Annotated in this window: 20 protein-coding genes, 1 tRNA gene and 2 rRNA genes; 10 read left to right on the top strand and 13 right to left on the bottom strand. The window is 48.8% G+C overall.

Features of this window, described 5'->3' with window-relative positions; genetic code table 11:
- Both LZ24_RS06200 and rrf read left to right on the top strand, forming a co-directional pair.
- Nucleotides 1-307 (top strand): 23S ribosomal RNA (locus LZ24_RS06200); the annotation flags it as partial.
- Nucleotides 308-453: 146 nt separating this feature from the next.
- Nucleotides 454-570 (top strand): 5S ribosomal RNA (gene rrf, locus LZ24_RS06195).
- A 69-nt stretch (nt 571-639) separates the two neighbouring features.
- Here rrf and LZ24_RS06190 read toward each other — a convergent pair.
- Complete coding sequence (locus LZ24_RS06190; protein WP_144683560.1) at nt 640-864, bottom strand: hypothetical protein; 225 nt, start codon at nt 862-864, stop codon at nt 640-642.
- A 43-nt stretch (nt 865-907) separates the two neighbouring features.
- On the bottom strand, nt 908-1,579 hold the full coding sequence (locus LZ24_RS06185) for a YkgJ family cysteine cluster protein (RefSeq protein WP_144683557.1): 672 nt from the start codon (nt 1,577-1,579) through the stop codon (nt 908-910).
- 138 nt (nt 1,580-1,717) lie between these two features.
- Here LZ24_RS06185 and LZ24_RS06180 point away from each other — a divergent pair.
- From LZ24_RS06180 to LZ24_RS06155, 6 genes are all read left to right on the top strand, one after another.
- Nucleotides 1,718-1,793, top strand: a tRNA-Val gene (locus tag LZ24_RS06180).
- A gap of 409 nt (nt 1,794-2,202) precedes the next feature.
- Nucleotides 2,203-4,269 (top strand): methyl-accepting chemotaxis protein, encoded by a 2,067-nt coding sequence (locus LZ24_RS06175; RefSeq protein WP_144683554.1) that lies wholly within the window; start codon nt 2,203-2,205, stop codon nt 4,267-4,269.
- Between the two features lie 232 nt (nt 4,270-4,501).
- Nucleotides 4,502-5,338 carry a phosphate ABC transporter substrate-binding protein gene (locus tag LZ24_RS06170; protein WP_144683551.1) on the top strand — a complete coding sequence of 279 codons (837 nt, stop codon included), beginning with the start codon at nt 4,502-4,504 and terminating at the stop codon, nt 5,336-5,338.
- A gap of 208 nt (nt 5,339-5,546) precedes the next feature.
- A complete protein-coding gene (locus LZ24_RS06165) occupies nt 5,547-6,428 on the top strand; it encodes a PstC family ABC transporter permease (protein WP_144683548.1) in 882 nt (293 codons plus the stop codon).
- On the top strand, nt 6,425-7,309 hold the full coding sequence (locus LZ24_RS06160) for a PstA family ABC transporter permease (protein ID WP_144683546.1): 885 nt from the start codon (nt 6,425-6,427) through the stop codon (nt 7,307-7,309). Before LZ24_RS06165 ends, LZ24_RS06160 begins: the two co-directional genes overlap by 4 nt.
- Nucleotides 7,306-8,022 carry a phosphate ABC transporter ATP-binding protein gene (locus LZ24_RS06155; RefSeq protein ID WP_246118532.1) on the top strand — a complete coding sequence of 239 codons (717 nt, stop codon included), beginning with the start codon at nt 7,306-7,308 and terminating at the stop codon, nt 8,020-8,022. Before LZ24_RS06160 ends, LZ24_RS06155 begins: the two co-directional genes overlap by 4 nt.
- A 260-nt stretch (nt 8,023-8,282) precedes the next feature.
- Here the strand turns inward: LZ24_RS06155 and LZ24_RS06150 are convergent, their stop codons facing one another.
- Nucleotides 8,283-8,903: a superoxide dismutase gene (locus LZ24_RS06150; protein WP_144683543.1), complete on the bottom strand. Its 621-nt coding sequence runs from the start codon at nt 8,901-8,903 to the stop codon at nt 8,283-8,285.
- A gap of 112 nt (nt 8,904-9,015) precedes the next feature.
- On the opposite strand from LZ24_RS06150, the gene arsM reads away from it, so the two are divergent.
- Nucleotides 9,016-9,624, top strand: coding sequence for an arsenite methyltransferase (gene arsM / locus LZ24_RS06145; protein ID WP_222427558.1), 609 nt, complete (start codon nt 9,016-9,018; stop codon nt 9,622-9,624).
- Nucleotides 9,625-9,855: 231 nt separating this feature from the next.
- Here the strand turns inward: arsM and LZ24_RS06140 are convergent, their stop codons facing one another.
- The 6 genes from LZ24_RS06140 to LZ24_RS06115 form a co-directional block, all read right to left on the bottom strand.
- Nucleotides 9,856-10,839, bottom strand: coding sequence for a cyclic nucleotide-binding domain-containing protein (locus LZ24_RS06140; RefSeq protein ID WP_144683537.1), 984 nt, complete (start codon nt 10,837-10,839; stop codon nt 9,856-9,858).
- Between the two features lie 72 nt (nt 10,840-10,911).
- Complete coding sequence (locus tag LZ24_RS06135) at nt 10,912-11,166, bottom strand: hypothetical protein (RefSeq protein ID WP_222427557.1); 255 nt, start codon at nt 11,164-11,166, stop codon at nt 10,912-10,914.
- Nucleotides 11,167-11,187: 21 nt separating this feature from the next.
- Nucleotides 11,188-12,288, bottom strand: a complete 1,101-nt coding sequence (locus LZ24_RS06130; protein WP_144683531.1) for a radical SAM protein — start codon at nt 12,286-12,288, stop codon at nt 11,188-11,190.
- Between the two features lie 3 nt (nt 12,289-12,291).
- Nucleotides 12,292-14,595 carry a spermidine synthase gene (locus LZ24_RS06125; RefSeq protein WP_144683528.1) on the bottom strand — a complete coding sequence of 768 codons (2,304 nt, stop codon included), beginning with the start codon at nt 14,593-14,595 and terminating at the stop codon, nt 12,292-12,294.
- 128 nt (nt 14,596-14,723) lie between these two features.
- Nucleotides 14,724-15,350 (bottom strand): DUF4276 family protein, encoded by a 627-nt coding sequence (locus tag LZ24_RS06120; RefSeq protein WP_144683525.1) that lies wholly within the window; start codon nt 15,348-15,350, stop codon nt 14,724-14,726.
- Nucleotides 15,350-16,585, bottom strand: a complete 1,236-nt coding sequence (locus LZ24_RS06115; RefSeq protein ID WP_144683522.1) for an AAA family ATPase — start codon at nt 16,583-16,585, stop codon at nt 15,350-15,352. The genes LZ24_RS06120 and LZ24_RS06115 overlap by 1 nt, the downstream gene beginning before the upstream one ends.
- On the opposite strand from LZ24_RS06115, the gene LZ24_RS06110 reads away from it, so the two are divergent.
- Nucleotides 16,574-16,789, top strand: a complete 216-nt coding sequence (locus tag LZ24_RS06110; RefSeq protein WP_144683519.1) for a hypothetical protein — start codon at nt 16,574-16,576, stop codon at nt 16,787-16,789. The two genes, LZ24_RS06115 and LZ24_RS06110, sit on opposite strands and share 12 nt — an antisense overlap.
- A 51-nt stretch (nt 16,790-16,840) precedes the next feature.
- Here the strand turns inward: LZ24_RS06110 and LZ24_RS06105 are convergent, their stop codons facing one another.
- Genes LZ24_RS06105 through LZ24_RS06095 form a run of 4 tightly spaced genes read right to left on the bottom strand, consistent with a single transcriptional unit; the run spans nt 16,841 to nt 21,971 of the window.
- Entirely contained in the window at nt 16,841-20,011 is a 3,171-nt protein-coding gene (locus tag LZ24_RS06105; protein ID WP_144683516.1) for a DUF3427 domain-containing protein, read from the bottom strand.
- Nucleotides 20,012-20,064: 53 nt separating this feature from the next.
- On the bottom strand, nt 20,065-20,211 hold the full coding sequence (locus tag LZ24_RS17555) for a hypothetical protein (RefSeq protein ID WP_222427556.1): 147 nt from the start codon (nt 20,209-20,211) through the stop codon (nt 20,065-20,067).
- 19 nt (nt 20,212-20,230) lie between these two features.
- Nucleotides 20,231-20,638: a hypothetical protein gene (locus LZ24_RS17550; protein WP_222427555.1), complete on the bottom strand. Its 408-nt coding sequence runs from the start codon at nt 20,636-20,638 to the stop codon at nt 20,231-20,233.
- 46 nt (nt 20,639-20,684) lie between these two features.
- Nucleotides 20,685-21,971: a CBS domain-containing protein gene (locus tag LZ24_RS06095; protein WP_144683510.1), complete on the bottom strand. Its 1,287-nt coding sequence runs from the start codon at nt 21,969-21,971 to the stop codon at nt 20,685-20,687.
- Nucleotides 21,972-22,082 lie beyond the last annotated feature (111 nt).

Below are 22,082 nucleotides of genomic sequence, written 5' to 3'. Positions count from 1 at the left end.
GAGACAGTTTGGTCCCTATCTTCCGTGGGCGTTGGATATTTGAGGAGATCTGTTCCTAGTACGAGAGGACCGGAATGGACGAACCACTGGTGTTCCTGTTGTCGCGCCAGCGGCATAGCAGGGTAGCTAAGTTCGGTACGGATAACCGCTGAAAGCATCTAAGCGGGAAGCCAACTTCAAGATGAGATATCCCCTGACGTTAAGTCAGCTAAAGACCCCTTGGAGACTACAAGGTTGATAGGCCGGGTGTGTAAGTGCAGTAATGCATGGAGCTTACCGGTACTAATCGGTCGTGAGGCTTAGCCACAATATTGGTGATCTTTGATTGCAGACCAGCGCTTTGGTTTTGTTTTGCTTGCATATAAATAAAATAAAAAAATAACTCGACGCATGAATGAGTAAGGTGTAAAAGCCTTCAGTTCTTTTTTTATATTTATACATCGAAATACAATTTTCGGTGGCGATGGCGTCAAGGTCACACCCGTTCCCATCCCGAACACGGAAGTTAAGCTTGACTGCGCCGATGGTACTGCATGGGTGACTGTGTGGGAGAGTAGGACGCCGCCGGATTCTTTTAACGCCCTGTCTTTAAGGTGATTTCACCTCGAAGACAGGGCGTTTTTTATTTGGAAAATAAAATCAGGGTTTTTTATGCCTCATGTCTTCTCTGTCTTTTTCATAGGTTTTTGAAAGGGGACCTCTGTCCAGGCGGTCAAAGCATCTGTCCTGCTCAGATTCATGGAGTTGATAGCAGTCTATCCGCTGATCATCGAACTTTGTTTCAAAGGTAAATTTTTCACCGCATCCGCTGAAAACCATGGCAGTAACCAGCAAAGATCCCAAAAAAGTTCTTTTTTTATTCATGATCCAGTCTCCTTTCTGTAAAGCTTTCAGGTATTTACGTTTTTCATTTTTTACTGGCAATATTGAAAATCCTGTGGATTTCTTCCAGAGTCGGGCGCAGTTTCTGCTGGAATGCAGGGGGGATCATGAGCATGGGGATTTTCCGGTTTTGCGGCATGGACGAATTCATGCTTCCCGGAAAAGACGTTTCCATAAGAAGATCCAGAAGGTTCCCACTTCTGCCTTCCGCATCCAGATGCTCTGTGGCCTGCAGAAAAAGGGTATGAAGAACTACCTGAACTTCTTCCATTTCTGCGGCGTCGGAGGTGTCACAGCGTGTTTTTGAAATCATACAGCGACATGCCATGGGCCGGTGGGTGTAAACCGTGCATTTTTTGTTTGAGGTGTCCAGAAGAGGACAGGGCCACCAGGAGGGATCAGCTTCATCTTCCGGGGGATTTTTTCCATCCATGTAGAGGGCTGCCATGCTATTCAGGCTAAGGCTGGGGTGCAGGCGAGGAAGTGCAGGATCTGTTTTTGCTGCTGCACTGATTTTTTCTGCTGTTTCAGTATTTATATGCGAAAGAATATATTCTGCCTCAAGGCTTGTGATTATGACATTGCGTGTGCAGCACAATGCGCAGCCCGGTGCGCAGGCTGAATGGAAATCATGAAAGGTTTTCTCCTGCAGGGCGTAAAGTTCGGCTAGGGCAGGCAGTGCTGGATGGGAGGTCATGGAAGCTCCTTGTTATGAATGAAGTAAAATAAGATGAAGCTTTGATGCTTTTATGGTAAAAAGTCAAGGCGGTTGCGGATACGGTTTTCTTTTTCCTTGACCTCAAGGGTTAAAGGAGGTAAAGAAAAAACCTGTTTCAGGCGCATAGCTCAGTTGGTAGAGCGCTACCCCGACACGGTAGAAGTCTCCGGTTCAAGTCCGGATGCGCCTACCATAAAATAATGAAAGCCCGGTATGGTGAAAACCTGCCGGGTTTTTTTGTCTGTGTGACTTGTATACATTATTTTATCTGAAATTATTTTGATTCCGTACAGCATGATCTTAATTAACTTTTTCACCACTTTGATGTCTTATGCAGTATTTGTATTCCACAAGTACAGTTTTTTCTTTTTGGGGACGGTTATTTGTTTTTTTCATCCTGTTCATCCGGCAGGGCCTTTATATTGAAAAGAGCCTTTTTAAATGGACTTTTCCAGTATGTTTGGATAAGATTTCAAAACTTAATGAAATGTTTTTTGCTTGTCATGATTATTATTCTGCTCGGAGGATTGTATACTGCATAAGTTTAAAATAGACAGCAGCCTTATACAGGGTAGTCTAAACCCGGTTCAAAGGAGATACCAATGCATTTTTTAAACAATCTTAAAGTTGGAAGGCGCATGGCTCTGGCCTTTGGCTTATTGACGCTCATTATCTTTTTTCTGGGTGGGCTTGGCTATGTGTCCTCCATAAGAACCGATAGTTCCGCAGATGAAATTGTGATGGTGCGCCTGCCCAGTCTGGATTCTGTGCTTGTCATGGAATATCAGCTGGAAAAGCTTATTTCTGCTCAGCGTATGCTATTAAATCCCAGAAATACTATGGAAGTTAGAACAATTGCCTATTCTAACATTGATGCAGCACGAAAAAGCTATGGAGAGGCTGCTGATCTCTATGCTCCTTTGCCTCAGACACCCGAAGAAAGTCGGGAGTGGCAGTCTTTTCTCGATGTTCTTTCTAAATGGCGAAGTGTCAATGATGTGTTTTTGTCCCAGTCCCAGGAGATCGATGCTACGGGCATTTTGAATGCTGATGAACTCCTTGGATATATACAGATGTTTCGTTCGGATCATTATGCTTTGATGAACCGGGTGGCAAATTATATTTTGCTTGGAGAATCCTTTGACGGCGGAGAAGATCACAGGGAATGCAATTTTGGTCGCTGGCTGGTCTCCTTTTCCACATCCAACAGAAACCTGCAGTCAGCCCTAAAATCGATGAATGAGCCCCACAGGAATTTCCATGAAAGTATCGTAAAAATCCGCAAATCCATGGAAGAGGGAGACAGGGACGGGGCTTTGAGGATTTTTAATGGGGAGATGCAGCCTGCTGCTGAAAGTGTTTTTGAAATTTTTTTTGTTTTTCTGGATGAAGCTTTTCAGGTTCAGGAGATGCAGGATGGCATGACCCGAATGCTGGTGGAAGAGATTTTGCCTTTACAGGAAAGGGCCATGGCTCATCTGGACAGGGTTGTGGAAATTAACAGAGAGATTGCCACACGGGAGGGGGCGGCACTGCAGGCCCTTTCGGAAAGAAACAAAAGACTGACCCTTGTGGCCCTATTTGTTGCCCTTGGTCTGTCGTTAAGCTTTGGTGTGATTATCACCCGCAGCATTGTGCTGCCTCTGGGGCAGAGTGGACGGATGTTTAAGTCCATTTCCGATGGAGACATGACCCGAACCGTACCCCCGGATCTTTTGAATAGAAAAGATGAGCTTGGGGATATGGGGCGGCAGATGGGAGAAATGGCAAACTCTCTTCGGGAAGTTTTTAGTCGCTTGAATGGCGGCGTAGAAACTCTGGCATCTTCTTCCACGGAGCTTTCCAGTATTTCCGAGCAGACAGCCCAGAGTGCCCAGGAATCCAGCACGCTTTCAGAAAGCGTGGCTGCAGCAGCAGAGGAAATGACCACTTCTGCTAAGGCCATGGCCCATAAAATGGAAGTTTCTTCGGGAAATCTCAACTCCGTGGCTTCGGCAATGGAGGAAATGACTTCTACCATAGGAGAGATTGCCACCAATACGGCAAAGGCCAACACCAGTACGGAAGAGTCCGTTAAGAGTATTGAAGGCTTTGCCCGGATGATGCAGGAGCTGGGAGGCGCTGCCCAGGAAATCGGTAAGGTGACGGAAACCATCAATGGGATTTCGGATCAGACCAACCTTCTGGCTTTAAATGCCACCATTGAAGCGGCCCGTGCCGGAGAGGCTGGTAAAGGTTTTGCCGTGGTTGCCGGAGAAATCAAGGAGCTTGCCGGTCAAACGGCCAGAGCTACCGGTGATATCCGGGAAAAAATTACGGGTATTCAGAGTGCTTCGGAAAGGGCTACGGCAGACATAGAAGGAATCGTCAGCGGCATTCAGAATGTCAATCATATTGTGGGAACCATTGCTGCGGCCATTGAAGAACAGTCCTCTGCCATCCGTGAAGTGGCGTCAAACATTGCGTCCGCATCTTCCATGGTGGAGGAGGCCAATGGTCAGAGTGGTGAAATGAATCAGGTGTCAGGAGAAATTGCCAGAGACATGGCTTCGGTGAGTGCGGCGGCCAGTCAGGTGGAAAGTGCCAGCAATCAGGTACAGGAAACGGTGCGGGAGCTTTCTGCGCTTTCCGAGGAAATCCGTGAAATGATGCGGCGTTTTAAGGTTTAAACAACAAGGGTCCGGCAATGCTTTGGGTCTGTTTACGCCTTTGACTGCCGGAAGTAAAATAAAGCGAAAAAGGCTGTTCCTTTAAAGGGGCAGCCTTTTTCTATTCTTGCATCGCTATTGTTTTTTTCTATCGCTTTTCTCTTTTTCATAGAAATACAGAATTTGCCCTGCCCTATTCCCCATGTTATCCCCGACCTGTCATTCATTATTTATTCAAAAATAAGGAGTTTCAATGCGTTACATTCAAAAAATCTTTATGTTGTCTTTTGTTATGATTTTTTCCTTTGTGGTTCAGGTGTATGCGGGAGAGTCCGTATCTTTTAAAGGAAAAAGTGGCACCCTGCAGATAGCCGGAGGAACGGCCCACATACCCGTTATGCGGGATCTTGCCCGTCTGGTCATGACAGAGGCACCCTCGGTTCGCATTGCCATTGCGGGTGGCGGGTCCGGCGTGGGCATCCAGAAGGTGGGAGAGGGCCTTGTGGATATCGGCAATTCAGGGCGAAGACCCACGGAGCGGGAAATTGAAAGCTATGGGCTTGTCCTCTACCGCTGGGCGCTGGATGGCGTGGCTCTGGCCGTCCACCCTTCCAATCCCGTAGATGGTCTGGATGCGGCCAGCCTTGCTGCCATTTACAAAGGGGAAATCAGGAACTGGAAAGAAGTGGGGGGGGCTGACAGAGCCATCACCCTCTATACCAGAGATGCTGCATCGGGCACCCGGGAAGTTTTCTGGACCCAGGCCCTTAAAAAGGGGGAGATCGTGGACACTGCCCATGTGGTGCCTTCCAATGGTGCCATGAAAACGGCCATAGCACAGGATCCCGGTGCCATTGGCTATGTATCCGTAGGTCATCTGGAACCGGGTATCAAGGGGCTTCGCTTTGACGGTGTTATGCCCGGAGTGGATACGGTGCTTTCCGGAGCCTACACCGTTTCCCGTGGTCTTTACAGCAGCACAAAGGGAGAGGCCACAGGACTGGCAGCAGATTTTCTGAATTATCTCTATACGCCTGAAGGACAGGCGATTATCCGGGAAAAGGGCTTTATCCCCGCAGGCAGGGACTGATTCCGGGCTGTTTAATAAAGGAACGCTCTTCTGGCATCCTGTGTACCGGATGCCCGCTGGACAGTCCTCTTATTTTTTTCGGATTCCGGTATAAATGGAAAAAATGCCCGGAAGGCGAAGCCGCCTTTCCGGGTAGAATTTTAAGCAGGGACAGTTTTTCTTAAAAATTGCGGTTTGAGAATCCTGTCCGGGGAGAAGGCATCAGGCAATGGCTAACCATTTTTTTCCAGCAAGGGAAAAGGGAGAAAAAATTTTTCTGCATTTCTGCGGATTTTCAGCATATTTCACCTTCTGTCTTGTGCTGCTGCTTTTTGGTTTTTTTCTTTTTTTTGCCTTTCCGCTTCTGAAGAGCGGTGGGTATTTCCTTTTGCTGGTGACACCCTGGCAGCCTCTGGCCGGTAATTACGGCATTGCCCCCATGATTGCTGGAACGGGTGTAATCAGTCTGCTGGCGGTATGCATTGCCTTTCCCGTATCACTGGGAGCGGCAGCTTTCTGTGAGGCGGATCTTGCCCATAAAAATCTTGTCCGCTGGATACGGCCTGTTTTTCAGCTCATGACGGGTATTCCCACGGTTGTTTATGGTTTTCTGGCGGTCTTTCTTCTGGTGCCTTTTCTCCGCAAGGCCATGGGAGGGTCCGGTTTTTCCATTCTTGCCGCATCCCTCATGCTGGCCCTTCTCATCGCCCCTACCATGATCCTCTTTTTTTCCGATGCCTTTCGTGCTGTCCCCAAAGAAGATCTGCGGGCCATGACAGCCATGGGAGCCCGTCCGGAAGAAAAGCTGGTTTTTTTGCTTCTGCCCCGGGCCAGAAGCGGTATTGTGGCGGGGCTGCTCCTTGCCGCAGGCCGGGCCGTGGGGGATACCCTCATCGCCCTGATGCTGGCAGGCAACAGTCTGGCCTTTCCTTCTTCCCTTACGGAACCGGCCCGCACCCTGACAGGCCACATTGCCCTTGTGATGGCTTCGGATACCCAAAGCCCTGAGTTCAGGTCCATTTTTGCCTGCGGCCTGACCCTTTATCTGATTACCACCCTGCTGATTTTTTTCTGCAGAAGGCTGATGGTTGCTGAAAGGGAAAATGGATGAAGGCTCCCCTGCGCATGGCCATAAGAAGTGCTGCCTTTGCTGCGGCACTGGGACTTTTTTTTATTGTTATTTTTCTGCTGGCAGCCCTTTTTGTGAAAGCACTGCCTGTGCTGGATATGCGCCTTCTCTTCGGGGATACGCCGCCCATGGAAGCCATCATGGGAGTACGGCCCGTATTTGACGGTCTTTTTCCTGCCATCTGCGGCACCCTGCTTCTGGTAATCTGTGCTGTGGTTCTGGCCCTTCCCATGGGCATGGGAGCCGGTATTCATCTGGCCCTGTCCGCCAGCCCCGGAACCCGCCGTCGCATCGGTTTCTGTGTGGATCTTCTTGCGGGGATGCCTTCCATTCTCATCGGGCTTCTGGGATTTTCCATCATCCTCTTTCTGTACCGTTACTTTCCCTTTATCACGCCGGGACTGCTGCCTGCAGCGGCTTCTCTGGCCTGCCTCATTCTTCCCTATCTCATCAGGGGAACCTGGCAGGCCATTCACACCCTGCCACCGGAACTGATGCGTACAGCCCTTTCTCTGGGTGCCAGCCCTGTGCAGGCGCTTCGTCATGTACTGCTTCCCGCTGCAAAACCCGGCCTTACGGGCTGCATCCTTCTTTCTGTTGGGCGTGCTGCCGAGGATACGGCCGTCATCCTTCTTACGGGCACCGTTGCTGCCTATGGTCTGCCATCGGGCTTCTGGGATCCCTTTGAGGCCCTGCCCTTTTTCATCTATACCACCGCTGCTGAATACTCCTCCCAGAGGGAGCTTGCCATGGGCTTTGCCGCATCCCTGATACTGGTGGGGCTTTGTGGCGGACTCTTCGGCCTTGCAGCATTGATCCGCAGAACCGTGCAGCTGAAAATTTTTACCGGAAAGTTGTCATGATGAACCAGAATATCAAAATCCGTATCCGGGACCTCCGTGTGGCCTATGGAAAAAGCCATGTTTTTTCAGGTGTCAGCCTTGATATACCGGAAGGCGCCATCACAGCGGTTACGGGACCGTCCGGAGTGGGTAAGTCCACCTTTCTTTTCAGCCTTAACCGTCTCCTTGAGGCAGAAAGTCAGGTGAGGGTTTCCGGAAGTATTCTTCTGGCCGGGGAAAGGGGCTGGCAGGATATCCATGCAGCATCCACGGATGTGTATGAACTGAGGCGGAAGGTGGCTGTGGTGTTTCAGAATCCCAATCCCCTTCCCATGGGCATTTTTGCCAATGTGGCCCTGCCCCTCAGGCTGAAGGGCATAGGGAGAAAGGCGGATCTGGAGGAAAGGGTTGTCAGGGCGCTGAAACAGGCCCATCTCTGGGAGGAGGTGGGACACAGACTTGGTTCCGATGCCCGCACCCTTTCGGGGGGGCAGCAGCAGCGGCTGTGCATTGCCCGAAGCCTTGTGATGCAGCCGGAAGTGCTGCTGCTGGATGAGCCGACATCTTCTCTGGATGCGGCGGCAGAGGCTGCCATTGAAAGCCTGCTTCTGGATCTGAAAAGAACCTGTACGCTGGTGCTGGTTTCCCATTCAAGAAGGCAGGTGGAAAGCCTTGCGGATCTGGAATTTTCCATGGGGCAAAGGGAAAAAAAGCCTGTTTTTCCTGAATGCTGACGGGAGCTCCAGGATCCTTTTGCCCTCACCCCGGCACTCGGGCCAGCAAGCTGCAGCACATTTATCAGACCCGGCTTACAGCCTGTGTTCCGGGTAAGGCCCCGGCCCTTCTGGCTTCGGGAGCCTCAGCCACCGCCCGGAGGAAGAGGGGAAGAAAAACAGCCATCCCCAAGGCACACAGACGGCGTACGGAATTTGCTTTAAGCTGACAGGTTCTTCCCGTCTGAGTGCCGGAGGGTGAGGGTCCATAAAGAATTTTCTTACAGGATGACACCTTCAAGACCCGCCTTATACCGTTCATTCACGGCAGGCCAGTGAATGATTTCAAAGAAGGCTTTGATGTAATCCGGTCGCCGGTTCTGGTATTTCAGGTAATAGGCGTGTTCCCAGACATCAAGGCCCAGCAGGGGGATTTTTTTGTACATGATGGGGCTGTCCTGATTGGGCAGGGGCAGGAGAGCGGGTTTGCCTTTTTCATCCAGAACCAGCCACATCCAGCCGGACCCGAAGAGACCGGCTGCACCTGTGCTAAAGTCCCTTTCAAAGTTTTCGTAGCTGCCGAAGGTGTCCTCAATGGCCTTGAGGATTTCTCCGCCGGGTTTTTCCCCGGTTTTCAGAATCTGCCAGAAAAGAGTATGATTGGCATGGCCGCCGCCATGGTTGCGGACGGCAGTTTTTATGGTTTCCGGAACGGTATCTATTCCTTTAAGGAGCTGGTGCAGGGTTTTTTGCTGAAGCTCCTTGTGGTTTTCAAGGGCAGCGTTGAGTTTGTCCACGTAGGTCTGGTGATGTTTTGTGTGGTGAATTTCCATGGTCCGTGCGTCAATATATGGTTCAAGCGCATCATATGCGTAGGGTATTTCAGGAAGTGTATGTAGCATGGTGTACCTCCTTGCCTTTGATGTTGACGTTCTGCATACTTTGTAACGCAAGAACAAGATAGGTTTATTTTTAGGCTTGTCAAAAAAAATTCAAACAAGAAAAGGATGGGGTATGGGAAGGGAGAATGATACAGGTCATCTGATCCGCAGCCGTTATGGTGCTGTGGCGCAGGGCAGGGAAAAAGGGTGCTGCGGGGAAGGCAGTGCCTGCGGAGGAGGTCTGGCGGCCATTGAGGCTTCCCGTCTTGGATACAGCAGAGAAGATGCCGCATCGGTTCCCCATGGAGCCGATCTGGGCCTTGGATGCGGCAATCCTCTGGCTCTGGCCGCTCTCAGGCCGGGGGAAGTGGTGCTGGATCTGGGGAGTGGCGCAGGGTTTGATGCCTTTCTGGCGGCAGAACGCGTGGGTAAAACGGGTTTTGTCATTGGGGTGGACATGACCCCGGAGATGGTGGAAAAGGCCAGATCCAATGCAAAAAAAGCCGGAAAGGTGCAGGTTTCTTTTCGTCTGGGTGAAATTGAATATCTGCCCGTGGCCGATGCTTCGGTGGATGTGATCATATCCAACTGCGTGCTTAATCTTTCTTCACATAAGGGGCAGGTTCTGAAGGAGGCTTTCCGGGTGCTGCGTTCGGGAGGAAGACTTGCCATTTCCGATGTGGTGCAGGTGAAAGCCTTTACTTCGGCCATGGAAGAGCATCCCGATGCCCTCTGCGCCTGAGTAACGGGCGCCATAGCGCCGGAGCTTCTGGAGAAGCTCCTTGAAGATGCTGGATTTACGGATATAGAGATTGTGGTACAGGAAGAAAGCCGGGAATTTATCCGGGACTGGGTGCCCGGCATGGATGCCGCAGCCTTTGTGCGTAGCGCAGGGATTCAGGCGAAAAAGCCCTGATCCGTAAGGAGTGCCGTGTCACCAGCAGACAGCCATGGTGCCTTGCACCTTGTGTTTTCATGTAAAATTTTTGGCATCCAGAAGGCTGTCGAATTTCACATGGATGGAATATTCGTAATCCATGTGGCAGAGTACACCCGTGACCTCTCCCTTGCAGACGACGGGCTGGGGATTGCCGGTATGGGGCAGCAGGAATTTCATGCCCAGACGGTTTCCGAGGAGCTGGCGGACGGCCTGACCATTGGCGGTTTTTACATAAAAGGACAGACCTCCCTGGGAAATGTCCGCCATGCGGCCCTGGGCAGGGGCCGTATCTTTCTGGCCAAGGGGCTGAAAAACGATGCTTCCCTGAACGGGAATGCGTTTATGGCTTCTCCGGTTGATGCCCTTGGCCTGTACCGTCTGGCCTTCCGATGGGGCAGAAATGGTGAAATCCCGCAGCTTGGGGCCAAGGCCCGGCAGGGTTTCGCTTAAAGAAAGCAGGGCATTTCTTGTGAATATTCTGCCTTCACCCGGCATCAGGGCCACAAGGGAGCTGGTGCAGACGCTGCTTTTGTAAAAGGTTTCTTCACCGGCAAAACTTCCCGGCCCGACCCGGCGCAGCACGACTTCCTGACCCGTATCGGATACGGAAACCAGATTCAGTGCCCCCTCATCCACAAAAAACAGGGTATCATTCATCTCTCCTTTCCGGAAAAGGACATCTCCCGGTGAAAAGGAGAAGGGGCTTGTGGCGAAGAAAAATGCGCTGCGTTCTTCCTGTTTGAGCTGGTTATACCAGTTTTTCCAGAGGTGAAGGTGTTTTCTGTCTATGGCCCTGTTCTTCTCTTCTTCTATAAGTTCTGCAGCCCGGACCACCAGATCAATGGCAAGGGCATCCACGTCCATCATCTGCTGGTACAGTCTTTCCGCATGATCAAACTTATGGGCCGCAGCACAGGCCTTGACCAGGGCGAAGAGAAGGTTCATGGCATCTTCCCTGCGGTCTGCGGCAAGCAGGGCTTTGACCTGATCTTCCTTTGTTTTCAGGCTTGCTTTCATGATTCGTCCTTGAGGGGCTTTCAGTCAGTTGCAAGCTTCAGTTTATAGCATATTTTCAGCCCTGAAAACATATTATTCCTCAGTAAATTTTGAGCCATCCCTGCTTAAAAAGGTGACGGCAAAACAGAAAAGGCTGACACCGAGGCTGACCCATATAATGGTGTGAAAACCCTGCTGGGAAGCGGCCTGCTCCATGATGCCCCCGGCACTTTCTCCCGTACTGTAGAGGGTGGCGTAAATGCCCACGCTGATCATGCCAAAAATAGATGGCAGCACGGATTTCACCGAGGAAAGAACGCCGGAGGTTTCCGGTCTGGCGTGGGACATGGTGAGGGTAAGTGGCCAGCCTCACCGCAGCCACCAGCTTCCCCTCACATCCAGATTGACAAGGCCTGCTTTTTCCGCAGCCCTGACCACGTCCCTGTATTCTTCCGTGGAAATGCGCCGTGCAATTTCAGGATGATCAAAGGCCCGGTAGGCAGGATTGTACTGGGCCATGATATTGACATAGGTGTTTTCCGGAAGATTCCTTGCAATCCACTCTATAATTTTCACAGAATCCTTTGTGTGCCCCGGCATTACAAGGTGCCTTATCATCAGGCCTTTTTTCATAATACCATCGGATTCAGGAAGGGCCGTTCCCACCTGCCTGTGCATTTCCAGTATGGCGCTGGCCGTTATTTCCCCGTAGCTGCCGGCACCCGCAGCATACTCCGAAGAGACGGAACTGTCCTTGAATTTAAAATCCGGAAGATAAATATCAACGGCTCCGTCCAGCAGAGAAAGCACTTCCATCCTTTCCCACCCGGACGTATTGTAAACCAGAGGCAGGCGAAGCCCCTTTTCTGCTGCCAGATCCAGCGCCCTCAGGATGGCGGCCGAGTAATGGGTTGGTGTAACAAGATTGATGTTATGGCAGCCTGCCCTTTGCATGGCAAGCATTCTGTCCGCCAGATTTTCATAGCTCTGACCCCTCCCCCGCCCGGCATGGCTGATTTCCCAGTTCTGACAGAATACACAGCGCAGATTGCAATGGGAGAAGAAAATGGTTCCGGACCCTCCCCTTCCCACAAGGGGCCTTTCTTCTCCGAAATGGGGACTGGCCGATGCAATGACCGGCAGCATACCCGGAGCCTGACAAAAGCCCTTCCCGCCACCGATGCGGTCTGCCCCGCACTGCCTCGGACAAAGGCGGCATTCTTTCATCAGGGACTCAAGGGCAGCGGCCCTTTCAGAAAGCTCTCCGCTCCTGTGCAGCCTGAGGTATCCCGGCTCTGCAACGGAAAATTTTTTTTCGTTACTCCCGGAAGCAGGAATTTCATCTGCCTCCGAAGCCATGGCAAAGGAACCCTTAAGGAAAAAAAGTGAAAGCCCCGTTTTCATACAGGCCTTTGCCGTTTTTTCCATAAAGGCCCTTCGGGTAAGCCGGGTGAGGAAAAAATTTTCCATGTTTCACCTCCAGGAAATATGGAAGAATTTTAAAAACACAGCCGTCAGAAAAAGCCCCAGTTTCACTGCAAACATGACCATGCAGGTGGCATACAGCCCGAGAACGGGAAGAAGCAGCACGCCTCCGACCATCCCCCCCAGCCAGCCGCCCATAAGATCGGCACCGTAAAAGAGTGCTGCCGTTCGGCTCTCGTCATTTTTTTCTTCCAGATAGAGCCGGTTTGCCAGTGGAAACTGAATTCCAGTAGTAAAACCGCAGAGCAGGGCAAGCAGAAGAAAAAGCCAGCTTGCCAGATGAGCGATTCCTCCCTGATTCACCAGAAACTGCACCCCTTCAATAAAAAAAGGAAGAAGACAGAGAAGCCCTGCCACTGCCACTTCCGTTTTAAAAAACAGGGAAAAGGTCTGTGAAGCGGATGTCATCCATTTTTCTGCAAGGGGTACGGCAAGTGCCGATCCGGCCATGAAAAAGGCCACCATGAGGCCGATCCATGAAAAAATATAGCCATAAATTGACTGAAAGGCAAAAATAAGAATAAGGGTGAACAGCATGGCGCATGTGCCGGTGGAAAAAACCGCAAGGGGGATGAAGGCATACATTTTTCTGCGGGACAGGGCCATGTAAAGACCGGAGGCCAGCAGCAGGGGAAAAAGAAGGAGAATGAGGCCACCCATGCGGATATGCTCCAGTTTACCATAAAATACGCCAAAGGCGGGGGCATAAAGGGAGTTCCAGTAGCCAATGCTGTAAAACATGCCAAGGGGCCTGAAATCTTCATTGATTGCCGTGCTGGCATCTTTGATGAAATGCTCAAACCAGTTTTTCCAGCCTTCATGCAGCGGCTGCTCCATGTGCCATGGCAGGGCCTGCATGGCTCCCATGCCCCTTTTATCCAGTACTTCAAGGGCCTTTTCTGCATCAAGTTTCAGAATGTCCGGGGATGCCGATGCCAGAAAAATCTTCTTCCCATCTCCGGGAAAGACCCGGATAAAGGGAAAGGCCTCACCAAGGGTATGGAAAATGCTGCTGCCAAGATCCCTGAGCTCCCGGTTCTGGTAGCCCATGGAACCGGGCAGGGTCAGCACCAGTATGCCGCCGGGTTCCAGCCTGTTTCGGGCAAGGGTAAAGAATTCTTTTGTGAAATAGCGGTTGGTCTGAAGGGTACCGGGTTCTGGAACACCAGAAAAAATAAGATCATAAAGGGTTGTGGATGAGGCCAGAAAGAGGCGGCCGTCGGATGCGTGAACCCTGACTTCAGGACGCTGAAGCTCTGCCCTTGTAAGGGGGGTGGTGAATATTTCCAGAAGCTCAAAAAGCATGGGATCAAGCTCTGTATAATCAATGGCTGTAACAACAGGATGCTTGAGAATTTCCGTAATCAGGCCTCCTGCACCGCCCCCCAGTATCATGACACGGGATGGAGAAGGATGGGCAAGAAGGGGCAGGTGGGCAAGTTTTTCCACAAAGGGGATATCCGGAATGGGCGTAATCAGAATTGGAGCACCGTCTTGAAAAAAAAGATACTGGCCCCTGTTCTCCAGCACGCAGAGGCTGCCGTAGGGAGAATTCCGGCAGATTTCAAGCCTGTGGGGCTGCCACTGGGCCTGAAGGCTTACATCATGGATGCGCTGGATCTGGCCGCCGGATATCAGCCAGATCAGACAAAAGAAGACGGGAGTGACCCAGAATGCTGTTCTTCTGCACAAAGGATCTTTTTTATACCACAGGAACACAAGGGCAAGGCAGAGAACCATATTGAAAAGAAAGATAAGGGAAACAGCCCTAAGGGTATGCCCCCAGGGGATCAGAAGCCAGGTGCAGACCAGGCCTCCAGCGATGGTTCCAAGGATTTCAAGCCCATAGACCCGTCCTCCCAGATTTTTCCTTTCATCATGGAAATGGGAAAGCAGTCGGCAGCTCTGGGTGAAAAGTGCGCCGTGCAGCATTCCGGCGGGCATGAGAAGGAAAAAAGAGGCCATGAACATGGCATAGAGGCCCATGCTTTCACCAATGGCAATGCCCATGATGCTTTTCAGCATCCCTGTCAGAGGTATGGTTACCAGAAGTGCGCTGCAGAATAAAAAGGTCAGAAGCACAAAGGTCTGTATGGTCTTTCCCGCCTCCGCCCCTTTTCTTCCGGCCAGAAGACACCCGGCAGCCTCAAAAAGCAGCCAGTTTGCCAGCACCATGGCAATGGAAAGCTCATTTCCTGAAAAAACACTGAGAAGTTCGCGGATAAGGAGTATTTCTGCCGTTATTCCGCTGAACCCCATGAGCAGGACTGCGCAGTAAATAAGGTGTTTCATGGAAAAGGCCTTGCTCCCTACTTAATTTTCTATGGATTCTCAAGCAATAGCTCCTGTATTATTGGCTTTTTTCCTGTGGCGTTCTCATAAGATCACCTCACCGTTTTTGATGTAGCCAGTCCGTGTACTCAAATAACTTTTTTGTCTAAAATAGCTTGTACAGCAGTAAGAAACATATTGAAACTGCCAGATCTGTTCTGATGAATATTCATATGCAGGGCAATCTCCCGGGCACATTCTGCCTTGCGTAAACCAGTTGAAAAATACCCTGCCTGTTTCAGCACACGTTCCAGGGCCTCCCAGGTACCACCGCTTATCGCATCAGGATTGCGATAGGGAGCTTTTTGGGGAATCGTAACCGGAACCTTTGGATAAGCGGCTTTGACTGCGTTCCAGTCTCCAAAATACCATGCTTCCAGTTCTTCTATGACAATACGGTTGGTAACATTAAAACGCTGTCCCTTGGCTGCGCTTGTTTTGGTAACAAAACCAGAACTGATGGCTGCTTGTTCCAGTTTGTGCTTAAGAACCGAACAGTCATCATCATCTCTGTCTACCAGCACTAGGACAGACCAATTTTCCGGCATCCATGAGCTATAGCCTTTCAGCCGTACAGGCAGTTGTTTCAGGAGATCGTCTTTGCATTGAAAACGAATGATCTGATAATCTGTTGCGTCAAGCATTTTGGGAAGCAGAAGCTCCAATGCTGCTTCCATGGAATATTCTTCCACAAAAACAAGCAGTTTTTCCAGCATTACTTGCCCCCCTTCCGCTTCTTTTTTCTGGGGGCACCGAAGTTGATAAGGGGATCACCAAAGCCAAAATGACCTTCCATCCAGAGGTGGCCAAGGCTTGTACCGGCTTGAAGCATTTCAGGAATTCCCTGTATCTCCGATGCTTTAACAGCATGGGTGAAGCCTTGCTCATCCCGGTAAAGAACCCGCACCTCTTCAGCTCTCATTGCATTAAGGAAGAAGGGAGAATGGCTGGTTACGAGAAGCTGCGTTTTTTCAGAAGCAGCCCTGCACTCCTCCGCCAGTTCAGGCAGCAGTCGGGGATGAAGGAAATTTTCCGGTTCTTCGATCCCTACAAATTGAGGGGGCTCAGGGTCATAAAGTACCGTTAAATAGGCCAGCATTTTCATTGTGCCATCAGATGCAAACTTTGAAAGTACCGGTTTTTCGAACGGGGCATCCTTGATCTGAAGGAGCAATCGTCCATCCGGCATCAGATCGGCATCCACCCGTTCCAGGCGAGGAATTCGCTTCCTGAGTATGGCAAATATCTGCTCCAGCCTTTCCGTATGGTTTTCCTTCAGATACTGGATGACATTGGGCAGGTTGTCACCATTCTTATTCAAACGATCCTGGGGCCCGGCTTCCGGCTGATTTCGGGTTTGATCAATGGATAAATAAGAGACATACCAATCCGTAATAAACTCACGCAATGCGGCCACACGGGGATGGTCTGAAAGCTGTCCCAGTGTATTCACTGCAATGAGATCCGGTGAACGCAAATTACTTTCTGCTCTTACATCATCGGCATCGGGTACTTCACCACTGACGGCACGTCCAATGCCTTTTTTAAACTCCAGAAAGCGAAACGGCTGGCCTTTGCTCCCCCGTCGCCATTGAAGCCACTCCTCCACCACCTCCGGCCCTTTGATTCCTTCATCTATAGCCAGGTGATAAGTAATAACAGGAGTCTTTGGAGCTTCACGATATTTCAGTTCAAAAACGATGGGGCCGCTTGCGCCACGGCTTTTCAGTTCCTTGCTCCTGCCCCTGCGATCCCATGCATGGCGCAGTCCATACTGGAAGCATTCAGACAGAAAATTAAATACATCAAAAATTGTTGATTTACCGCTTCCATTTGGCCCAAGAAGAACTGTCACGGGTGTCAGTCTGTCCAGGGTAATTTCTTTTAAAGCCCTGTAGTTCAGAACCTTTAAAGATTCTATTCTGGGAATGCCTTTTTCTTGATCCGCCATATCACTCCCGCTTTTTTTGGGTTTGTAAGTTGCAATTTCTGTATCCCTTTAGATTCTGAGCCATCCTATCGTATTCCATGCCCGGCAGGCCTTCAGGCCATTCCCGACAATTACCCGAAAATGATTCTCACCATGGATAAAACCATACCCAATGACTATGAAGGCATCAGGATTGTTTATCTTCTTGATTTTCTTATTGAATAGCTTTGGAATCCGGCAAAGGAAACAGATTGTCCCAAGTTTTCAGCTCCTTTGTCATCCTGCTGCCAACTTTGCGGCATCACTCCATAGGTATGGCGGGAGGGGTTCTTGCAAACGCCAAGTGATGCTGATTGGTTGACTTCCATAATGAGATTCCAGATTAACCGGGCCAAGATTTACAAATCCCATTGCCCGTTTATACTCATCTGTACTGTCTTCTCGAACAAATAAGATGATCTTTTTATTGCTTTTTTTGTGTTGCAGATAGGATAAGCCTTTTCCCCTATCTGGACGTGCCGAGTTCTGAGATTGCCAATGGAATAAAATTTCATTGATTGCATAATCATGGTAAAAAGTGGTTGGTGAAAATTTTTTATCTGTTTTTTGAAGGGTTACAAAAAGAAGTTCACAGTTTAGATGTTTGATTTCTACAACGCCTTCCCGACTCCCTGATTTTTTATCAAATCGGTTTATGCCAAAAGCTGCTAGAATTTGATCACGCGTGTATCTGGAGTGAATGTTTAAGGCGGATGGGAACCCTATATCCATTGGAAGTTCAATAGTTTCAATGTTTTTTAAAAGGTGATTTATGACATCTAGGCATTCTAAGCGTAGCTTATTGTCACGGATTAGTGCAGAAAGTGATTTTTCAAGAGTATCAAATCCAAAATCTTTGCCAGGTTTTTGCCAGAAATCATAATGGGCCATAAGCGCCATCTGATTTTCTATTTCATTAGAAGTATCCCATGTTCCACTTTTCATAAGTTGTTGAATAAAAAGTAAGTAAGAATGAGAACTGCATTGTAAAAGTCTATTCGATATACTACGAAACATTGCTTGTTCAATTTTTTTATTCAGGGTGTCATCCGCAAATCCTGCTTGTACACAAAGGCGTGACCAACCACCTCCACCATTTATTTTGATTTTATAGATATCTTCTAGGGAAACCTGTGGGTAGAGGGTCATGAAATTGGATAGAGTTAATTTGAGGTTTGTTTGACTAGGGTATCCACGTATCCACTTGATAAGTTTTTGTTTGTTTACAATAGCATTGCGAATGTTTTTAAGGATAACCTCTTTTGCTTGTTTCTGAAGAACAATGGAACAACCCAGAGGAAGATGGGGGAAATCATCTTGAACTTCATCAATGATCGAAATATGTTTTTTTCCAATAAGAGCTCTGAATTTATGGCTAAAATCATATTCTGCATGTGCGTTTCCTACAAAATCTAAAACTGTCAGGCAATCTTTTCCTTCAGAAAGTCGAAGCCCACGACCTAATTGTTGAAGAAAAATAGTAAGACTTTCTGTTGGTCGAAGAAAGAGAACTGTATCAATTTCAGGTATATCTACGCCTTCATTAAAAATATCGACGACACAGAGAATGTTTATTTCTCCTTTAACCAATTTTTCCCTTAGGCAGACGCGATCCTGAGAATTTAAACTGGTAAGCACTCCAGCCTTGAGCCCTTTCAGGCAAAATTTTTCTGCCATAAATTGAGCATGGTCTTGGGAAACACAGAAGGCAAGGGCTTTTATTTTGTGAATATTCCCGAGAATGTCCTCCATAGTACGGAGAATATGCCCAACTCGCTGGTCATTTGCCATGTAGATTCTCGTCAGCTCCGAGGGGAGATATTTTCCTTTTACCCACTTGACGTTGGACAGATCAACTGTATCGTCAACGCCAAAATATTGGAATGGGCAGAGGTGGCGTAGGTTTATTGCTTCGGGCAGGCGGAGTTCTGCAGCAATCGTGTTGCAAAAATCTTCACTAATGTCGGTTCCATCATGTCGCTCAGGTGTAGCCGTAAGGCCAAGAAGAATTTTTGGGGTAAAACGATTCAGTATAGGACGGTAACTATTTGCTGCAATATGGTGAACTTCATCCACAACAATATAGTCAAAATAGTCATGAGCTATATTCAGAGAATCAATACGGTTATTTAGCGTTTGCACCGATGCGAAGAGTTCTTTGTAATGGTCTGGCTCTACACCACCAACCCAGAGCTCACCAAAAGATCTTGTGCGTAAAACAGCTCGGAAGGTGGCCAGCGCCTGTCTAAGAATTTCTTCACGATGGGCAACAAATAGGAGTTTTGCAGAAGGATTTTTTTTATAAAAAGAGCGAAAGTCAAAGGCTGAAATAACAGTTTTTCCCGTGCCTGTTGCAGCTACGATTAAATTTTTATGACGGTGATGTATGGTTCGTTCAACAAAGAGGCGTTCAAGAATTTCTTTCTGGTAGGGATGGGGTTCAATATCAAAGAAAAATTGCGTTTCTTCAGAGTATGATCCGCTACCACGCTCGCTTTGAAGGGCTTTTTTGAGACGGGTACGGTGGGTTTCATTTCCTGCATGGTAAGTTTCAAAATCGTGAGATTGCCAATAAGTTTCAAAGGTGGATTTAAATTTTTTTATAATATGGGGAATTTCTTGTGTTGTTACTTTGAGATTCCATTCTAGGCCGTTTGTTAATGCGGAACGAGAAAGATTGGATGAACCAATATAGCCTGTATCAAAACCGCTTTTTCTATGAAAAAGGTAGGCTTTGGCATGAAGGCGTTCACGATCCGTGTTGTAACTGAGACGAACTTCTGTATTTGGTAGGCTGGCAAGAAAGTCTACGGCTTTTTGATCCGTTGCCCCCATATATGAGGTTGTAATGATTCTTATTTTTGTTCCGTTTGAAACAGCTTCTTTAAGAGTATCGGAAAAAATTCTAATGCCAGTCCACTTGATAAATGAAACCAACCAGCAGATTTCATCAGAAGATAGAATTTCACGCTTTAACTCAGATTCAAGAGAAATTCCTGTATTACTTCCCGTAAAAAGTTCACTTTGAGTAAGTCCCGTTTTTGGAGTAATTTTTAATACATGGGATTTTAAATTTGCTGAAATTGGATTAGACGTTTCAAAAAGAGCTGTGAGTATTTCTCCTTGTGATGCAAGGAGATTTTCTGAAATTTCAGCATTATTCAAATACTCAGCAAGCCATTTGACCAGTGCATTAGAAAGATCAATTTGTTTTAATACTTTATCTTCATTGCTGGGCAAATAATCAAAAGCAATCACCAGTACACGGGATAAAAAACGAGATAAGTATTCTGCCGCCTCAGCAGGGTCAAGTTTCTGTTTTTCGATGAAATAGGAGCCTTCAAGCTCTGCTAATCGTTTTTGAATTAGGCGTGTGACAAGAGATTCATAAATTCCAGATACTGTCATTCCTAGAGGCCTCGTGTTTCTAGTCTGATTTGTGCATAAATATGTGTTTTCAATTAAAATGGAATACCATCCTCATCTTCCTCCACACAGAGAACCGGAGTATATGAATCGGAAAGGGACTCTTCCTCTTTGATAAGCTCCCATAATTGATTTCTGTGCAACCACAGGGGATCGGCATTGTTCGCTATGAATTCATCCACAGGGATTCCGTCTATGGTTTCAGGTCTTTTGATTCTGACCTGTTTTCCATTGATGAAAATCCACTGGTATTTTTTCTGGCGCTCTTTTTTGGCTGCATTCCTTGCCTGTTTCTGTGCCTTTGTCAGTTTTTTCTTTATTTTTTTCACAGCAGAATGGACCATTATTTGATTGATAACAGAGCTTTTTAAAATAAATCATGGGGTCTTTTTGAAATCCCATCCCCCCTTCAAGCGGGTTCCTCAGCCAGTTTTCTTCCGGGCTATGATTCTTGCGTCTGGATTCTGTCATAGGATGCTCAGAAAATTTTTTCAAGGCTCTGCCCATGAAAAGCTTATTTCCGGCAGGACATGGCATTTTGGGAGGGGCAACCTTTGGTTTTTGTTTCCACGGAATAGCGGGGCACTGTGCATGGCGGCGTCTTGTCATAGAGTCACTTATCAGGTTGCTCAGAAGAGAGCCGCTTGGTTCAGAACTAAAATGAATACATATTCAGAATAATGGAAGCTCTGGTGATTTCACCCGCAAGTTTTCCCTTGAGAATCACGGGTAGAAGGCCGGTTTCGGAGCGGGACATGAGAAGCAGGGCATGGCGCAGGGTGTCATCAGGAGCAACCGAAGGCACATCCCTGTTCAGCATGGCGGTAACGCGCTGCTCCCATTGCCGGTCCTGGCGGATGGATGCAATGGTTTTTTCGGAGAAGGTGCCGAGAAAGCTGTTTTCATCATCCACCACAGGGAGTGCGGTTTTTCCGGTTTTTTTAAGGATATCTGCCGCCTGCCGGACGGAATTTCCGGCAGAAAGCAGGACAGGAACAGGAGTCATGAGGTGACGCACGGAGGCTTCATCCACCTTTGTACTGTGGATACATTCCAGAACCTGCTGATGGACGATTTCAAGACTGCCCTTCAGGATGGCCGATCCTGCTCCGGGGTGTCCGCCGCCGCCCAGTCTGCGCATCATGGCACCCAGATCCAGCTCCCTTGCGCTGCTGCGTGCAATGATGGCCATTTTTTCAGGCCCCATGGGAAAGATGCCGAAGGCCGCATCCAGCCCCTGAATGTCTTTGAACTGATGCACTACCGAGGGCAGCATGGTCAGTCCCTTTTCCACTTCAAGGGAAGAGATTCCGATTTTCAGGCTTCCGAGAGAAATGGTTTGGGCTTCGCCCAGCATACGCTGGAAAAGAGCCATGTGCCGGTCATCCAGCGCACTGTCCTGATAGGCGGCCACCACATGGAGGTCTGCCCCGTTTTCCAGCATGAAGCCCGCCATATGCACATCTCTGGCTGTTGTGGAAGGAAAGGAGAGGGAGCCTGTGTCATCATAGATGCCCAGAAGAAAAAGGGTAGCGTGAACGGGTGAAAATGCGCAGTCTCTGGCTTTCATTTCTTCAAGAAGAAGGGTAACAGCAGCCCCCGTTTCTTCCTGATGCAGCTCCGAAGCTTCGATGCTGCCCCGTCCGGGGTGATGATCCCATACGATGGTGCGGAGATCTTTTTGTCCGGCAAGGGTCTTCATGTTGTCAAGGCGCTCCCAGTTGGCAGTGTCCGTGACGGTGAGCTGACGGACATGGGAAAGATCAAGGCCTTTACGGGATTGCAGCCGGAGTATGTCCCAGTGTACGGAAACAAATTCCTGCACACCGGGCTGGAGCTGGGTTGGCAGAATCCGCAGGGCTTCCGGGTAGATAAAGGAGGCCGCCACCATGGAGGCCAGGGCATCAAAATCCGTATTGTTATGGCAGCTGATGATGTGCATGGGTCTCCGGTCTCCGGATATCTGAAAAAATGTTTGCAGCTGTTAATCAAGCCATGGTTGGCTTTGCAGCATGTTTAAATATTTAGAAATAAAAACTGCCTGGTTGTATCA

The sequence above is a fragment of the Desulfobotulus alkaliphilus genome, assembly GCF_007830435.1.
In the GTDB taxonomy this organism is placed as follows: domain Bacteria; phylum Desulfobacterota; class Desulfobacteria; order Desulfobacterales; family ASO4-4; genus Desulfobotulus; species Desulfobotulus alkaliphilus.
Note: the sequence above shows the minus strand (reverse complement) of the source record. Positions and strands in the feature narration are given on the sequence as shown.